Origin of the sequence: Mesorhizobium captivum (genome assembly GCF_033977165.1) — a bacterium.
GTDB classification, from domain to species: Bacteria; Pseudomonadota; Alphaproteobacteria; order Rhizobiales; family Rhizobiaceae; genus Mesorhizobium; species Mesorhizobium captivum.
Map to the genome: position 1 here is coordinate 143,389 of NZ_JAVIJB010000002.1, position 13,791 is coordinate 157,179.

16 protein-coding genes and 1 pseudogene are annotated in these 13,791 nt (G+C 62.8%); 12 read left to right on the forward strand and 5 right to left on the reverse strand.

Going from position 1 to position 13,791, the window contains the following annotated elements:
- Positions 1 to 39 precede the first annotated feature (39 nt).
- Positions 40 to 1,917: a L,D-transpeptidase family protein gene (locus RFM40_RS02710; RefSeq protein ID WP_320277076.1), complete on the reverse strand. Its 1,878-nt coding sequence runs from the start codon at positions 1,915 to 1,917 to the stop codon at positions 40 to 42.
- 210 nt (positions 1,918 to 2,127) lie between these two features.
- Positions 2,128 to 2,874, reverse strand: a complete 747-nt coding sequence (locus RFM40_RS02715; RefSeq protein ID WP_320273953.1) for a 3-oxoacyl-ACP reductase family protein — start codon at positions 2,872 to 2,874, stop codon at positions 2,128 to 2,130.
- A gap of 110 nt (positions 2,875 to 2,984) precedes the next feature.
- Between RFM40_RS02715 and RFM40_RS02720 the strand changes: the two genes are divergently transcribed.
- Both RFM40_RS02720 and RFM40_RS02725 read left to right on the forward strand, forming a co-directional pair.
- Positions 2,985 to 3,596, forward strand: coding sequence for a TetR/AcrR family transcriptional regulator (locus tag RFM40_RS02720; protein ID WP_320225929.1), 612 nt, complete (start codon positions 2,985 to 2,987; stop codon positions 3,594 to 3,596).
- An 80-nt stretch (positions 3,597 to 3,676) separates the two neighbouring features.
- Positions 3,677 to 4,078 (forward strand): rhodanese-like domain-containing protein, encoded by a 402-nt coding sequence (locus tag RFM40_RS02725; RefSeq protein ID WP_320277077.1) that lies wholly within the window; start codon positions 3,677 to 3,679, stop codon positions 4,076 to 4,078.
- A 58-nt stretch (positions 4,079 to 4,136) separates the two neighbouring features.
- On the opposite strand, the gene RFM40_RS02730 is transcribed toward RFM40_RS02725, so the two are convergent.
- Positions 4,137 to 5,045: an alpha/beta hydrolase gene (locus tag RFM40_RS02730; protein WP_320225928.1), complete on the reverse strand. Its 909-nt coding sequence runs from the start codon at positions 5,043 to 5,045 to the stop codon at positions 4,137 to 4,139.
- A 47-nt stretch (positions 5,046 to 5,092) separates the two neighbouring features.
- Here RFM40_RS02730 and RFM40_RS02735 point away from each other — a divergent pair, with 47 nt between their 5' ends.
- The gene (locus tag RFM40_RS02735) at positions 5,093 to 5,545 is read left to right on the forward strand and encodes a MarR family winged helix-turn-helix transcriptional regulator (RefSeq protein WP_126089229.1); all 453 of its coding nucleotides are present in this window, start codon (positions 5,093 to 5,095) and stop codon (positions 5,543 to 5,545) included.
- A gap of 13 nt (positions 5,546 to 5,558) precedes the next feature.
- Here the strand turns inward: RFM40_RS02735 and RFM40_RS02740 are convergent, their stop codons facing one another.
- Together RFM40_RS02740 and RFM40_RS02745 are read right to left on the reverse strand one after the other, a co-directional pair.
- Complete coding sequence (locus RFM40_RS02740) at positions 5,559 to 6,170, reverse strand: pyridoxamine 5'-phosphate oxidase family protein (RefSeq protein ID WP_320225927.1); 612 nt, start codon at positions 6,168 to 6,170, stop codon at positions 5,559 to 5,561.
- Between the two features lie 195 nt (positions 6,171 to 6,365).
- Positions 6,366 to 6,719 (reverse strand): gamma-butyrobetaine hydroxylase family protein, encoded by a 354-nt coding sequence (locus RFM40_RS02745; RefSeq protein ID WP_320277078.1) that lies wholly within the window; start codon positions 6,717 to 6,719, stop codon positions 6,366 to 6,368.
- 195 nt (positions 6,720 to 6,914) lie between these two features.
- Here RFM40_RS02745 and moaA point away from each other — a divergent pair, with 195 nt between their 5' ends.
- The 9 genes and pseudogenes from moaA to RFM40_RS02790 all read left to right on the forward strand — a co-directional run bounded on the left by moaA (position 6,915) and on the right by RFM40_RS02790 (position 13,686).
- A complete protein-coding gene (gene moaA, locus RFM40_RS02750) occupies positions 6,915 to 7,910 on the forward strand; it encodes a GTP 3',8-cyclase MoaA (protein WP_320225925.1) in 996 nt (331 codons plus the stop codon).
- A 55-nt stretch (positions 7,911 to 7,965) separates the two neighbouring features.
- The gene (locus tag RFM40_RS02755; protein WP_320277079.1) at positions 7,966 to 8,463 is read left to right on the forward strand and encodes a hypothetical protein; all 498 of its coding nucleotides are present in this window, start codon (positions 7,966 to 7,968) and stop codon (positions 8,461 to 8,463) included.
- A gap of 116 nt (positions 8,464 to 8,579) precedes the next feature.
- Positions 8,580 to 8,934 (forward strand): annotated as a pseudogene (locus tag RFM40_RS02760) (hypothetical protein).
- A gap of 125 nt (positions 8,935 to 9,059) precedes the next feature.
- Entirely contained in the window at positions 9,060 to 9,980 is a 921-nt protein-coding gene (locus RFM40_RS02765; protein ID WP_320277080.1) for a DMT family transporter, read from the forward strand.
- 5 nt (positions 9,981 to 9,985) lie between these two features.
- Positions 9,986 to 10,618 carry a molybdenum cofactor guanylyltransferase MobA gene (mobA, locus tag RFM40_RS02770; protein WP_320277081.1) on the forward strand — a complete coding sequence of 211 codons (633 nt, stop codon included), beginning with the start codon at positions 9,986 to 9,988 and terminating at the stop codon, positions 10,616 to 10,618.
- Positions 10,615 to 11,130 carry a molybdopterin-guanine dinucleotide biosynthesis protein B gene (mobB, locus tag RFM40_RS02775; RefSeq protein ID WP_320277082.1) on the forward strand — a complete coding sequence of 172 codons (516 nt, stop codon included), beginning with the start codon at positions 10,615 to 10,617 and terminating at the stop codon, positions 11,128 to 11,130. The genes mobA and mobB overlap by 4 nt, the downstream gene beginning before the upstream one ends.
- Before the next feature lie 151 nt (positions 11,131 to 11,281).
- The gene (locus RFM40_RS02780; protein ID WP_127858092.1) at positions 11,282 to 12,067 is read left to right on the forward strand and encodes an ABC transporter substrate-binding protein; all 786 of its coding nucleotides are present in this window, start codon (positions 11,282 to 11,284) and stop codon (positions 12,065 to 12,067) included.
- 78 nt (positions 12,068 to 12,145) lie between these two features.
- On the forward strand, positions 12,146 to 12,862 hold the full coding sequence (locus RFM40_RS02785) for an ABC transporter permease (RefSeq protein ID WP_320220482.1): 717 nt from the start codon (positions 12,146 to 12,148) through the stop codon (positions 12,860 to 12,862).
- On the forward strand, positions 12,859 to 13,686 hold the full coding sequence (locus RFM40_RS02790; protein WP_320225918.1) for an ABC transporter permease: 828 nt from the start codon (positions 12,859 to 12,861) through the stop codon (positions 13,684 to 13,686). The genes RFM40_RS02785 and RFM40_RS02790 overlap by 4 nt, the downstream gene beginning before the upstream one ends.
- Positions 13,687 to 13,791 lie beyond the last annotated feature (105 nt).

Sequence of the window (13,791 nt, forward strand, 5' to 3'; positions counted from 1 at the left end):
GTAGCCTTCCATCCGGAATTGGTGAAAAACAAACAGCGCTCAGCTTGACGGCGTGCGCACCGCTTCGGTCGCGTCCAGCGCCTGCATCAGTTTCGAATCGCGATCGTAGACGTCGTCGAAATACTCGACCTTGCCGGACATGTCCGGCCAGGCGGTGAAATAGGCGACGTAGACCGGGATGACGCGCGTGACATTCTCCGTCGAATGGCCGTGCTTCAGCTTCTCGGCGATATCGTCGACGGAAGTGCCGAGCACCGCGGCCGCCATGCCGCGCGGGTCCTGCAGGCGGATGCAGCCATGGCTCAACGCCCGCATGTCGCGCTCGAAGAACGACTTCTGCGGCGTGTCATGCATGTAGATGGCGTGCTTGTTGGGGAAGAGTATCTTCAGCTCGCCAAGCGCATTGGCCTCGCTTGGCTGCTGGCGCACGCTGAACGGGACTTTGGCGCCGTAGGCGCCCCAGTCGACCGCAGCCGAGGGAATTCGCCTGCCGCTGGAATCCGTCACCTCATAGCCGGCACGGTCGAGATAGCCCGGATCACCGCGCAGCCTCGGCAGCATCTCGTTGACGATGATCGACTGCGGCACGCCCCAATAGGGATGGAAATCGACCTGCTTGATCTGGTTGTAGAAGAAGGCGGTCTGATTGGTGACCTTGCCGATGACTGCGCGGGTCTTCAGCTTTTCCTCGCCATTGTTGATGTAGCTTGCGGTGAAGGCCGGCTGGTTGATGAAGACTCGCGGGCTGCCGAGGTCGGAGGGGAGCCAGCGCAACTCTTCGAGCGCGACCCTGACCTTCCCGATCTTGTCGGCCTTGGATGTTCCGGCAAGCGAAGCGACGGTGCGCGGTCCGATGACGCCGTCGCCCTTCATGCCGGCCCGCTGCTGCACCGCCTTGATCACCGGCACCAGCTCGGGATCATAGACCTCGCTCTTGCCGAGCCTGGCGAGAACCTCGCCATAGTCGCCGCCCATCTCGTCATCGAGATTGCGGGCAATGAGCGTCAAAAGCTTGGGCAGCTCGGGGCTGCTTTCGCCGGGCTTCAAGAGCAGCTTCGGATCGACGACGATCTCATTCTCCTCGCTCGCCTCGAGCGATTCCAGTTCGACGCGCAGCGCCTGGTATTCCGGGTTTTGCGGGTGTCGCGATTCTAGGTAGGTGCGCACCTCCTGCGTATGCGCCAGTGTCCTCAACACGCCCTCGAGATCGAGCGGCTTGGCCGGGAAGTCGTAATAGCCGGTCATGCGGTTCGGGTCGACGCGGCCGCTCTGGGCGTCATGGGCATAGCGCAGCACGCGCGCCGACAGCGCCATCTCGAAGCGGACCAGTTCCTTGGTCCGCTCTTCCGGCGTGGCGGCAGTCGTGGCCGCCGGAACATCGACGGAGTAGTCGGCAGGGGTCAGGCCGTAACTCGCCGCCTCGCCAAGAACCCGCACGGCATCCTGCGCCCTGCTGTTGGGCGCGTCTCCTGTTACCCAGATGAAATCTGGATTGGCCGAGTAGTAGGCGACCAGCGCCTTGGCGATGTCGGGTTCGGCAAAGAGTTCGAAGTCGCTCAGGCCTGCCAGCGCGTCGCGAAACGCGCTTCCGGTCACGGACGGCACAAAGGCTGCGTCCTGTGCGGTCGCGAGTTGCGGAGCCGGCAGCAGCGACTTGAAGTCGATGCGCACGAGCCTGTCGGCCCTGTAGGTATTGTAGGTCGGGCTGCTGATCCTGACGCTACCTCCGCCGCCGGTGCCGGGCTGCATCTTGCGCGGCCTCGGCGGCGGCGGAAATTCGCCTTGCGGATTGTGCCGGATGCCGCCGCCGAACAGCATGTCGAACAAGCCCTGCGCGCGCGCCGGCTGCTGCCCGAAGGCAAGTACCGCCGCAATTGCGATCGGCATGACGGCCTTTTTGTTCCCGAGGATTTTCATGCTTCACCCGCACCGGTTGCAACCGGTTCCCGTTCCGTGCCGCTTGACGGTCCCGCCCTCCGCATGGCGGATGTAAGGCGCGACTATACCGATTCATACTGATTTCGTTAAGCTTCCATAAATTTCCGCGACCGTGTTGCAGAACAGTTTCACATCCTTGTGAGACACAATGCGGCACGGCCGCTCCTGGTTTCAGAAACCTGATGACAATCAGGCGTTGGCACCGCCGTCGATGGTCAGCGCCGCGCCGGTGACGAAACGGCCCTCAGCGCTGGCGAGCCACGCGACCAGGCCCGCTATCTCCTCGGCCTCGCCGAATCGCGGGGTCGCCATTTTCTGGCGCTGGTGCTCGGCATGCGGCCCGTCGGCAGGGTTCATGTCGGTGTCGGTCGATCCCGGATGAACGATGTTGGCGGTGATGCCGCGTGGGCCAAGGTCCCGCGCCAGAGCCTTGGTCAACCCGACCAGCGCTGCCTTGCTGGTCGAATAGGCGCTGAGGCCGGCGTCCGTTACGCGCTCAGCGAGGTTGCTGCCGATCGAGATGATGCGACCGCCTTCCGCCATGTGCCGAGCGGCCGCCTTCGAGGCAACGAAAGGCGCCCTCAGATTGACCTCCATGCTCTCGTCGAAATCGGCAAGCGACAGGCTATCGATCGGCGCGGCGCGCCAGATGCCGGCGCTGTTGACCAGGATATCGAGCCGGCCAAACGCCTCCGTCGCCTGTTCGACGGCACTCTCGATCGTTTCGGCATCGCGGCCGTCCGCCTTGATGGCAAGAGCGCGGCCGCCGGCCGCCTCGATCTCGTCGACGACGTCACGCGCCTGCGCCGCGCCATGGATATAGGTCAAGGCAACGCTGGCACCGTCGCGCGCCAATCTCCTGGCAATGGCCGCCCCTATGCCGCGGCTGCCGCCGGTCACGAAGGCGGCCTTGCCGCTCAGTGGCTTTGAAGGCATCGATTTCTCCTTTTTGTAATGATCGATACATAAATATTTGTCAGCCTTGCCCTGCCCCGTCAACTGAATTATGTATCGATCAACACAGAAAAGCATGCCCCAGGAACACCATGCCGGAAAGAGGCCGCCCCCGTTCCTTCGATCGAAGCGCCGCGCTGCGGCGAGCGATGGAGGTTTTTTGGGCCAAGGGCTATGAAGGTGCCTCGCTGAGCGATCTGACGACAGCCATGGGCATCAATTCGCCCAGCCTCTATGCCGCCTTTGGCAGCAAAGAGGCGCTCTTCCTCGAAGCAACCGACCTCTATACGCGTGTCGAAGGCTCCGATATCTGGACGACGCTGGAAGAGGCGCCGACCGCGCGGCTGGCAATCGAAGGGTTCCTGACCCAGACGGCAAAGGCCTATTCCCAGACCGATCGGCCGCAAGGCTGCCTGATCGCGCTCGGTGCCTTGCACCAGGATTCTAGCCAGGGTCTGATCTGCCATGATCTGCGCCGCCGCCGGGCCGAAAATCATAAGGCGCTCAAAAGGCGCTTGGAACGCGCGGTGGCCGAAGGAGAACTGCCGGCGAATTTCGACAGCCAAACCGCCGCCACCTTCTTCGCGACGGTGCAGCACGGCATGTCGATCCAGGCGCGTGACGGCGCCACGCATGCTGCCCTCATGGCAACCGTTGCCGGCGCCATGGCGGCCTGGGCAACGCTGGCCGGCGCTCGGGCCTGAACCAAACATCAATCCGTGACAAACAGCGGTCTTTGTGATCGAAATTCCAGTGGCCTCGAGCACGGCCTGGAGGATGCGCAGTGAAGAAGGGATATCGCGAGCTTCTCGATGAGGCGAATGCCGAGATAGAGGTGGTATCGCCTGAGGAAGCGGCCGGGCTGCTGGAGGATGACGACACGATCTTCGTCGATCTGCGCGACCCTCGCGAAGTCGAGCGCGACGGCAAGATCCCCGGCGCCAAGCATGTGACACGCGGCATGCTGGAATTCTGGATCGACCCGGAAAGCCCCTACCACAAGCCGTTCTTCGCCTCGGGAAAGACCTTCGTCTTCTTCTGTGCCGGCGGCTGGCACTCGGCGCTCGCCACCAAGACGGCGCAGGACATGGGTCTTGCCCCGGTCAAGCACATCCTTGGCGGCTACACCGCCTGGAAGGCGGCGGGCCTGCCGGTCGAGCCCGGTCAGAAGAAGAAAGCTGACTGACTGCGTTTTTGCACGCTGTTCCGGGCCGAAGACCGCAGCGCACTTTTCCCGCAACCATTCACTGCAGCGTCGATTCGTGCTCCTCGGTGACGAAGCGGACGGCGCGCGCAACGACATCCTTGTCGGCAAGGATGCGGCGGTGGCCAAGCCCTTCGGCCCAATGCAGGCGGACATGATCGCCGGCTCCCGCATAGCGCTTGGCATGGTCGGCATGGACTTCGCGATCGTCGGGCGCGTGGATGATCAGCGTCGGCACCGGCGCCTCGGCAAGCTGGCGGTCGCCGGTGAATTCGCTAAGCGGCCGTCCAGACAGATGCTTCACCCGATCCGCCATGGCGAGCCGGGAGCGCGGTCCGACATTCATCATGCGACTGAAGTCGTCGAAGATCGCCGGCAAGGAACTTGGCGCCGCGATCAGCACCAGCTTTTCGGCCGAGAGCGGCGGCATGCCCTTGACCGACGCCGCAACGGCGTTGGCGGCGATCGCGCCGCCGAAGGAATGGCCGACGGCGGCGACAAACGGGCCGAACCATTCGCCGGCGACTCGCGCCGCATCGACCGCGGTCACCATATTGAGATGCCTGCCGAGCGAATGGCCGTGCCCCGGCAGATCGAGCGAGACGACCTTGTAACCGGCCCCGCGAAACCCCTCGATCAGCGTGCGCATGTATTCGGTGCGCGAGCGCCAGCCATGGATGACGAGCACTGTGCCATGAGAGCCCCTGCCCGGCTCGGGCCTGAACTCATGCACCGCAACGCAGTCCGTCGTCGTCTTCAGCCTGTGATGGCGCGCCTCGGCCATGAAACCGGCAGCGCGCTCCACGGCGCGCCGCTCGCCATCGCTCGAGGATTTGACGCTGGGTGTGCGGCAGAATAATTCGAACGCGGCGCGGCCGCTGAGACGCGGAGCGACATGCTCGGCCGCGCCGAAGACGCCCCGGATGACCTTCAATCTAAATGATGCCATAGTGGCGGTCCATCCATTCGTTCAAGCATGAACATAATAGTTCAAACATGAACATTAAGCAAGAGCTGCCCTGGGACAATCCGCGCTTCCGCAACTGGGTTGCGGTGGCGCGCGCCTGCCATGTGCTGGAGCGTACGCTAGCGACGAAGCTCGCGCCGCTCGACTTGAAGCCGGCGCAGCTCGACGTGCTGATGAACCTCTACCGCCACCCCGGCATGTCGCAGCACGACCTTGCCCGCAAGCTCCTAGTCGGCCGCTCCAACATCACCATGCTTTTGCCGCAGCTCGAAGCGCGCGGCCTGCTGCGCCGCGAAGGCGACGAGAAGGACAAGCGGGTGCTGCGGCTGAACCTCACCGAAGCCGGCGAGGCCTTGCTGATGCGGGCGCTAAAAGTGCACATGGCGCTGATCGAAAAGGCGATGAGCCAGTCGACGCCGGAACAGTGCGACATGATCGGCGAGCAGATGCGCAAGATCGCCGACGTGCTGAAGGAAGCCTGAGCAGCCCCTTTCCTCACCACATTGTCTTTTTCGCCCGCTCTGGCCATTCCCTGTCGTAGATCTCGCCGTCGATGTTCTTGCGGCTGGTGATCTCTAGTATCTGGCCGGGCGTTGGCAGCGACTTCGGGTCGACATGCTTTGCCGGATTCCACAGCTCCGAGCGCACGATGGCGCGGGCGCATTGGAAATAGACGGTGTCGACCGAAATCACGGTGACCGACCGTGCGGGCTTGCCGTCGACCGTGAAGGAGGCGCAAAGCTCGGCATCGGTGGTGATATGGGCGCGGCCGTTGACGCGCAGCGTCGTGCCGGAGCCCGGCACCAGGAAAAGCAGCCCGACGCGCGGATCGCGAATGATGTTCTTCAGCGAATCGGCGCGGTTGTTGCCACGCCTGTCGGGCATCATCAGCGTCTTTTCATCGACGAGGCGCACGAACCCGGCAAGATCGCCCCGCGGCGAGCAGTCGAGCCCCTCCGGCCCGCTGGTCGCCAGCGCCACGAAGGGCGAGGCTTCGATGAAGGCGGCATATTCGGAGATCACATGGTCGAGTTCCTTGACGATCGAGGCCTCGCCAGGCAGCCCGTAGAGGGTTTCGAGCTGTTCGACCGATGTGATGAGCGACATCTCTTTTTGCCTCCTGACCTTTTGCCGGCGCTACTCTATGTCCATGACGCTTTGACGACAGTCCGACACCGAAGTTGAACTTGCGGGCGTCAGGCCAGAGCGGTTCACCGTTTCACGGAAACGCCGAACTGCTCTAACTATTTGTTTCTACGCAATTCCGGACGGAAAACCGCTCACACTTTTCCTGGAATTGCTCTAGCGATCCCTGCTGAGCCCCTTCTCGGCCAACTCGGCGAGATAGGCGTTCCAGCGTTCCTCCTTCTCATGGCCGAGCGTGTGAAGGTAATTCCAGGTGAAGATGCCGGTGTCGTGGAAATCGTCGAAGGTGATGCGCACAGCATAGTTGCCGACCGGCTCGATCTTGAGGATCGCGACATTGCGCTTGCCGGGTACGGTCACGCGTTGTTCGGGCGAATGGCCTTGCACCTCCGCCGAGGGCGAGGCCACGCGTAAAAACTCCGCCGGCAGCTCGAACGGCTGATGTCCGGGAAAGGTCACGGTGAGCAGCTTGCGGTCTTTCGAGACCCTCAGTTCCTTCGGCGTCGTCATATTTGGTCCTGCGTGAATGGGACCCTTCCCTACGCCGCTTCGCGCGATGCGGAAAGGTCATGGAAGCCAGCCGACATGCGATGTCGGTCGCGGACTGTTACCAAAGATCAAGACCTTCTATCTTGAATGCCGGATCGGATCGTATCACATAGCCATATATAACGAGCCCGTTTACGGCCACGGAAGCGCTTGAACATGAACATGATCGACCCATTCGGTCGCACGATCACCTACCTTCGCGTGTCGGTCACCGACCGCTGCGACTTCCGCTGCACCTATTGCATGGCCGAGGACATGACCTTCCTGCCGAAGAAGGATCTGTTGTCGCTCGAGGAGCTCGATCGGCTGTGCAGCGTCTTTATCGAAAAGGGCGTGAGGAAGCTCAGGCTGACCGGCGGCGAGCCGCTGGTGCGCAAGAACATCATGCATCTGGTGCGCCAGTTGTCGCGGCATCTCAAGAGCGGCGCCCTGGAAGAGCTGACGCTCACCACCAACGGCTCGCAGCTCTCGCGCTTTGCCGCGGAGCTCGCAGACTGCGGGGTGAAGCGCATCAACGTCTCGCTCGACACGTTGGATGCCGACAAATTCCGCCAGATCACCCGCTGGGGCAATCTCGGCAAGGTCATGGAAGGCATCGACGCCGCGCGGGCCGCGGGCCTGAAGGTCAAGCTCAACGCCGTGGCGCTGCGCGACTTCAACGACGCCGAAATCCCCGAGATGCTGCGCTGGGCGCATGGACGCGGCATGGACCTCACCGTGATCGAAACCATGCCGATGGGCGAGATAGACGCCGACCGCACCGACCAATACCTGCCGCTGTCGCTGCTGCGCGCCTCGCTCGAGCGCCAGTTCACACTGACCGACATCCCCTACAAGACCGGCGGCCCTGCCCGCTACGTCCAGGTCGCGGAGACCGGCGGCCGGCTCGGCTTCATCACGCCGATGACGCATAATTTCTGCGAAAGCTGCAACCGCGTCCGGCTGACCTGCACCGGCACGCTCTATATGTGCCTCGGCCAGGAGGACGCCGCCGACCTCAGGGCGCCGTTGCGTGCGTCCGAAGGCAACGAACTGGTCGGCGAGGCCATAGACGAGGCGATCGGGCGCAAGCCGAAGGGGCATGATTTCATCATCGACCGCCGCACCAGCCGCCCTTCGGTATCGCGCCATATGAGCGTCACCGGCGGCTGATTTTTCCCAAGGATTGGTGCAAGATCGCCTTTGGTCACTGACCTTTGGGGGCACCATGAAGCGTTTTCATCTCGTCCAGGGCGCGCCTTTGGCGATCGCCTTTTCGTCCTTGTTGGCAATCGCAACGACAGCAGCAATCGCGAAGCCATTCACCTACGTCAATGCGCGCTTCGGCACCGCATGCACCTTTCCAGACCAGATTTTCAGCATCACCGAAGCCGAGCCGGAGAATGGCGACGGGCAGCAATGGACCGCGCCCGACGGCGCAAGCCTGACCTGCTCCGGCATCTACAACATCGACAACGACACGCCGAAGGGCTTCGTCGCCGGCGAAAAGGCGAACACCGGACAGGGCTACAAGATCACCTACAGCAGGGCCGGCAAGAACTGGGCCGTGCTCTCCGGTCTCAAGGGCGACAGGGACTTCTACGAGCGGCGCCTGTTCGGAAAGGACGATGTCATCCGCACCGTCTGGATCGAATATCCCTCCTCGCTCAAGGCGAAATATGACCCCCTGATCGTCGCCATCGCTGCCAGCCTGCGCGGTCCTTGAGGCGTACGCGACACCCCTGCAAATAAGCCCTTCGCGCGGGCTTCCACAGCGATTTACCGCGGCAGTGTTCGGGCCTAGCCTCCAGAAGCGACTTTTCGCATCCAGGGGGAATTCTCATGCGCACATTCATGCTTTCGCTTGCAATGCTCGGACTTGCTTCCGCGCCGGCCACCGCCAGTCGATCGGCGGCACCTACACTGTCGCCGGCACCAATTTCGACGGCTCGAAATATGGCGGCGAGGCGACCATCACGCTGACCAGCGACACCACCTGCACCATCCATTGGGAAACCGGCGGCTCGTCCTCCGACGGCATCTGCATGCGCAACGACAACGCCTTTTCGCCGGCTATGTGATGGGCAAGGAAATCGGCCTCGTCGTCTACAAGGTCGATAAGGACGGCTCGCTCCACGGGCTGTGGACCATCGCCGGCCAGAACGGCAACGGCACCGAAGTGCTGACGCCCAAGTAAGCGTTCGACGCATTTGCAAATCGATCGTCCGGGCCGCGGAGAAATTCGTGGCCCATTTCTTTGCCGTTGCTGTTTTCCAGTTGCCTGCTACAGGCTTGACCCAAAAATAGAATCTGGAAACGCCCTTGCCTCTCTCGCCCAATCTTCGCGGCGCACTTTTCATGGTGGTGGCTATGATCGGCTTCACCCTCAACGACGCCATCACCAAATTCTCGTCGGAATCGATGAACATGGCGCAGGTCATGCTGGTGCGCGGAGCTTTCGCATCGTTCTTCGTCGGCCTGCTTGCCTGGCGGCGCGGCGCGCTGGCCAATCCGGCAGCGATGCTGCAGCCGATGGTGGCGATGCGCGTCGCCGGCGAGGCCGGCGCCACGGTGTCGTTCCTGATCGCCCTTGCCCATCTGCCGATCGCCAATGTCTCGGCCGTGCTGCAGGCGCTGCCGCTTGCGGTGACGATGGGCGCGGCACTTTTCTTCGGCGAAGGCGTCGGCTGGCGGCGTTGGTTGGCCATTGCCGTCGGCTTTGCCGGCGTTCTGATCATCGTGCGGCCGGGTTTCGAAGGTTTTAGCGTCTATTCGCTGCTGGCGCTGACAAGCGTTGCCTGTTGTGCCGTGCGCGACCTCGCCACCAAGCGCATCCCGCAGGCGATCCCGACCATGCTGGTGTCGACGGCGACGGCGCTGGCCATGACCGTGCTGGGCGCGCTACTGCTGTCGCCGATGGGCGGCTGGACGCCGATGAGCGGCCAGGCGACCGTGCTGCTGGCGCTGGCGGCGGTGCTGGTGCTCATCGGCTATCAGTTCATCATCATGGCGATGCGTTCGGGCGACATCTCCTTCATCGCGCCGTTCCGCTATACGGCGCTGCTGTGGTCGATCCTGCTCGGCCTCGTCATCTTCGGCGACGTCCCCGATCTGCCGATGATCGTGGGCGCCACGATCATCATCGGCTCCGGCCTCTATGCGATCTACCGCGAGCGCGTCGTCGGCAGGCTGCAGCCCGCCGCCGAAAGCGCTGGACCCGACATGGCGCCGGACGGCATATAGGGCCGATGGACCGAAGCGTAGCGGGCATCATCCTGGCAGGCGGCCAGTCGCGCCGGATGGGCGGCGGCGACAAGCCCCTGCTTTCGCTGGGCAAAGCCAGGCTGATCGACCATGTCGCCGCGCGCCTCGAACCGCAGGTCGGCATGCTGGCGCTCAATGCCAATGGCGATCCCGCGCGGTTTGCCGGCACGAACCTTCCGGTGCTTGCCGACACGATGCCCGGCTATGCCGGCCCGCTGGCCGGCATTCTGACCGGCCTCGAATGGGCGGCAACGAACACGGCTTGCCGGTCACTGGTGAGCGCGGCCGGCGACACGCCGTTCTTCCCCGGCGATCTTGTCGAACGATTGAACGCTGCTGCCCAAGAACGGCCGGGCGCGATCGCCGCCGCCAGTTCCGATGGCCGATTGCACCCCACTTTCGCGCTGTGGCCCCTTGGCCTGCGCGATGCGCTGCGCCATTTCCTGGTCGACGAAGACAACCGCCGGGTTTCGGCCTTCATGGAGCGGCACGGTCTTGTTCAGGTGGAGTTTCCGATGATCGAAGCCGAAGGCCGGCGGATCGACCCGTTCTTCAACATCAACACGCCGGACGATCTTGCGGAGGCGAAACGTCTGTTGCAAAGCCTCCAGCCATGAGACGCGTATTAGGCATCACCGGCTGGAAGAATTCCGGCAAGACGACACTGACCGAGAAGCTGGTCGCCGAACTGGTCCGGCGCGGCTGGACGGTCTCGACCGTGAAGCATGCCCATCACGACTTCGACATCGACAAGCCGGGAGCGGACTCCTTTCGCCATCGCCAGGCCGGCGCCACGGAGGTCGCGGTCGTCTCCGGTCGGCGCTGGGCGCTGATGCACGAGCTGCGCAACGAGGACGAACCCTCGCTGGACGACATTCTGTCGCGTCTGGCGCCCTCGGACATCGTGCTCGTCGAAGGCTACAAGCGCGAGGCGCACCGCAAGATCGAGGCGAGACGGCTGGAAGCCAAGGACCGGACGCCGCTTTCGGCCAACGATCCGAACATCGTCGCTGTCGCCGCCGACTTTCCGGTCGAAGGCGAGAGCCTGCCGGTTTTCGACCTCGATGATACGAAATCGATAGCCGACTTCATCGAGCGCGCGACCGGCCTCGTTGCTCCCGGCAAGTAACGCAGCGGCAGTCGGCGATTGTCGTTTGCGGTTGTTTTGCGGTTGCTTTTTTCTTCGAAAGAGTGGGAGTATCCCGCGCAGCGGGCGGACAAGTAGCTCCGTCCTCAAGAGCCGCATGGGACAGCGGCCATGACAATATGAGAGGATTATCATGCGTATTGCACTGCGTATCGCGCTCGCCGCTTCGGCCGCGCTGCTGACACTTGGCGTCGCCCAGGCTCAGGAAAAGACCCTGAGGATCGGCACCGAAGGCGCGTACCCGCCCTTCAACAACCTGACCTCGGACGGCCAACTGGTCGGCTTCGACATCGACATCGCCAAGGCCCTCTGCGACGAAATGAAGGTGAAATGCACCTTCGTCGCGCAGGACTGGGACGGCATCATCCCGGCGCTTCAGGCCGGCAAGTTCGACGCCATCGTCGCCTCGATGTCGATCACGCCCGAGCGCCAGGAAAAGGTCGACTTCACCCACAAATACTACAACACGCCGTCTGCGATCGCGGTGCCGAAGGATTCGCCGCTCAAGGGCGTGACCAAGGAAGACCTCGCCGGCAAGAATATCGGCGTCGCCACCACGACGACGCATTTCAACTATGCCTCGAAGACCTATACCGACAGCACCATCAAAGGCTATCCGAGCAGCCCCGAGGAGCAGGCCGATCTCGCCAACGGTCGCCTCGACGCCATCGAGGACGACATCGTCGTGCTGCAGCAGTGGCTGGATTCGCCTGACGGCGCCTGCTGCAAGATCCTCGGCCAGCCTTCGCCGCAGCCGGTCGAGATTTTCGGACCGGGCGCCGGCATTGCCGTGCGTAAGGGCGAGACCGACCTGGTCAACAAGCTGAACTCCGCGATCGACGCCATCCGCAAAAACGGAAAGTACAAGGAAATCAACGACAAGTACTTCAAGTTCGACGTCTACGGCGCCGAGTCCTGATCATTGCGTTAAGGGCGGTGAGGAAGACCTCGCCGCCCTTCTTTCATTCCGGGATCGCTACGGAGACACGCCCCGCCAATGCCGGCCCAAAGCATTTGGACACTTCTCAGTTGGGGGCCCGATGGCTGGAGTGACGATATCGCCTCTGGCGTGCTGGTCACGATTGCGCTGGCGCTCGCCACCCTCCCCATCGGCCTGGTGATCGGCTTTTTCGTCGCCTTCGCCAAACAGTCGCAAGAACCGTCGCTGCGGCTCGCGGCCAACATCTACACGACCGTCTTTCGCGGCCTGCCTGAATTGGTGACGCTGTTCCTGTTCTTCTTCGGCATGCCGTTGTTGCTGCAGCACCTTGTGCGGCTGTTCAACCCCGAAGCAACCATCGACGTGAACAGCTTCATCGCCGGCATGATCGTGCTGTCGCTGATCTTCTCGTCCTATGCCAGCGAGGTTTTTCTTTCCGCGTTTCGCGCCATTCCAAAGGGCCAGTATGAGGGCGGCTACGCCGTTGGCCTTTCGAAATGGCAGACGATGCGCCTCGTGGTCCTGCCGCAGTTGCTGCGCATCGCCTTTCCGGGCCTCGAGAATTGCTGGCTCAGCCTGCTCAAGGACACGTCGCTAGTGTCCGTGGTCAATCTTGCGGAAACGCTGCGCAACGCCGGCGTCGCGGCGCGCGTCACCAAGCATTCGTTCCTCTTCTACAGCGTCGCCGCGCTGGTCTTCCTTGTGCTGGCCATCCTGTCATCGGTCGCCACCGGCTATATTCTGCGCTCCCTCGGGCGGAGAGAGGCACGATGAGCGTCAGCCAGGCTATTGCCGTCGACAGGCCGCCGCCCCAGGCTCGCGGCTGGCCGCGTGCCCGCATCGTAGGCTACGCGCTGGTCGGCATGTGGATCCTCTTCGGCCTCGGCATCGTGGCCTATCTGGTCCACGCCTGGCAAGGCGGCACATTCTTTGACAGATACGCGCCGGCCTATCTGCGGGGACTTGGCACCACTTTGGCACTGGTGGGCATTTCGATGGTCACCGGTGCGATCCTGTCGCTCCCGGTTGCCTATGGCCGCATGTCGAAGAACCGGATCCTGTCCGGACTTGCCTATTGCTACGTCTATTTCTTCCGCGGCACGCCGCTGCTCGTGCAGACCTATCTGGTCTATTATGGCGTCGGCTCATTCAGGCCGGAACTGCAATCCGTCGGTCTCTGGTGGTTCTTCCGCGAAGCTTTCTATTGCGGGGTGTTTGCCTTCTCGCTCAACACCGCCGCCTACCAGGCCGAAATCCTGCGCGGCGCCATCGAGAGCGTTCCCCGGGGCCAATGGGAGGGTGCCGCCTCGCTCGGGCTGCATAAGCTTCAGACGCTGCGCAAGGTAATCCTGCCCCAGGCGATCATCGTCGCGCTACGGCCCTACGGCAACGAGCTCGTTTTGATGATCAAGGCCTCGGCCATCGTTGCCATCATCACCGTCTACGACCTGATGGGCAATGCCAAGCTCGCCTACGCCAACTCCTTCGACATTCAAGCCTATATCTGGGTAGCGATCGTCTACCTGGTGATGGTCGAGATCCTGCGCCACGGCGTCGAATGGATCGAGCGCCGGATCACCATTCACCTCAAGCGATAGAGCGCCGCGTTCCAGGCTGCACCAGTCGATGTGGCCCTCCGTGCCTTGACGAATTTTTCGCATGGCCTAGACCTTCCGCCACTGAAATCTCTCTTTTGCTGGAAG

Excerpts from the sequence above, each read along its gene's own strand:
- RFM40_RS02710 (WP_320277076.1), bottom strand. The coding sequence starts at position 1,917 with ATGAAAATCCTCGGGAACAAAAAGGCCGTCATGCCGATCGCAATTGCG.
- RFM40_RS02715 (WP_320273953.1), bottom strand. The coding sequence starts at position 2,874 with ATGCCTTCAAAGCCACTGAGCGGCAAGGCCGCCTTCGTGACCGGCGGC.
- RFM40_RS02720 (WP_320225929.1), top strand. The coding sequence starts at position 2,985 with ATGCCGGAAAGAGGCCGCCCCCGTTCCTTCGATCGAAGCGCCGCGCTG.
- RFM40_RS02730 (WP_320225928.1), bottom strand. The coding sequence starts at position 5,045 with ATGGCATCATTTAGATTGAAGGTCATCCGGGGCGTCTTCGGCGCGGCC.
- RFM40_RS02735 (WP_126089229.1), top strand. The coding sequence starts at position 5,093 with ATGAACATTAAGCAAGAGCTGCCCTGGGACAATCCGCGCTTCCGCAAC.
- RFM40_RS02740 (WP_320225927.1), bottom strand. The coding sequence starts at position 6,170 with ATGTCGCTCATCACATCGGTCGAACAGCTCGAAACCCTCTACGGGCTG.
- RFM40_RS02745 (WP_320277078.1), bottom strand. The coding sequence starts at position 6,719 with ATGACGACGCCGAAGGAACTGAGGGTCTCGAAAGACCGCAAGCTGCTC.
- moaA (WP_320225925.1), top strand. The coding sequence starts at position 6,915 with ATGAACATGATCGACCCATTCGGTCGCACGATCACCTACCTTCGCGTG.
- RFM40_RS02755 (WP_320277079.1), top strand. The coding sequence starts at position 7,966 with ATGAAGCGTTTTCATCTCGTCCAGGGCGCGCCTTTGGCGATCGCCTTT.
- mobA (WP_320277081.1), top strand. The coding sequence starts at position 9,986 with ATGGACCGAAGCGTAGCGGGCATCATCCTGGCAGGCGGCCAGTCGCGC.
- mobB (WP_320277082.1), top strand. The coding sequence starts at position 10,615 with ATGAGACGCGTATTAGGCATCACCGGCTGGAAGAATTCCGGCAAGACG.
- RFM40_RS02780 (WP_127858092.1), top strand. The coding sequence starts at position 11,282 with ATGCGTATTGCACTGCGTATCGCGCTCGCCGCTTCGGCCGCGCTGCTG.
- RFM40_RS02785 (WP_320220482.1), top strand. The coding sequence starts at position 12,146 with ATGCCGGCCCAAAGCATTTGGACACTTCTCAGTTGGGGGCCCGATGGC.
- RFM40_RS02790 (WP_320225918.1), top strand. The coding sequence starts at position 12,859 with ATGAGCGTCAGCCAGGCTATTGCCGTCGACAGGCCGCCGCCCCAGGCT.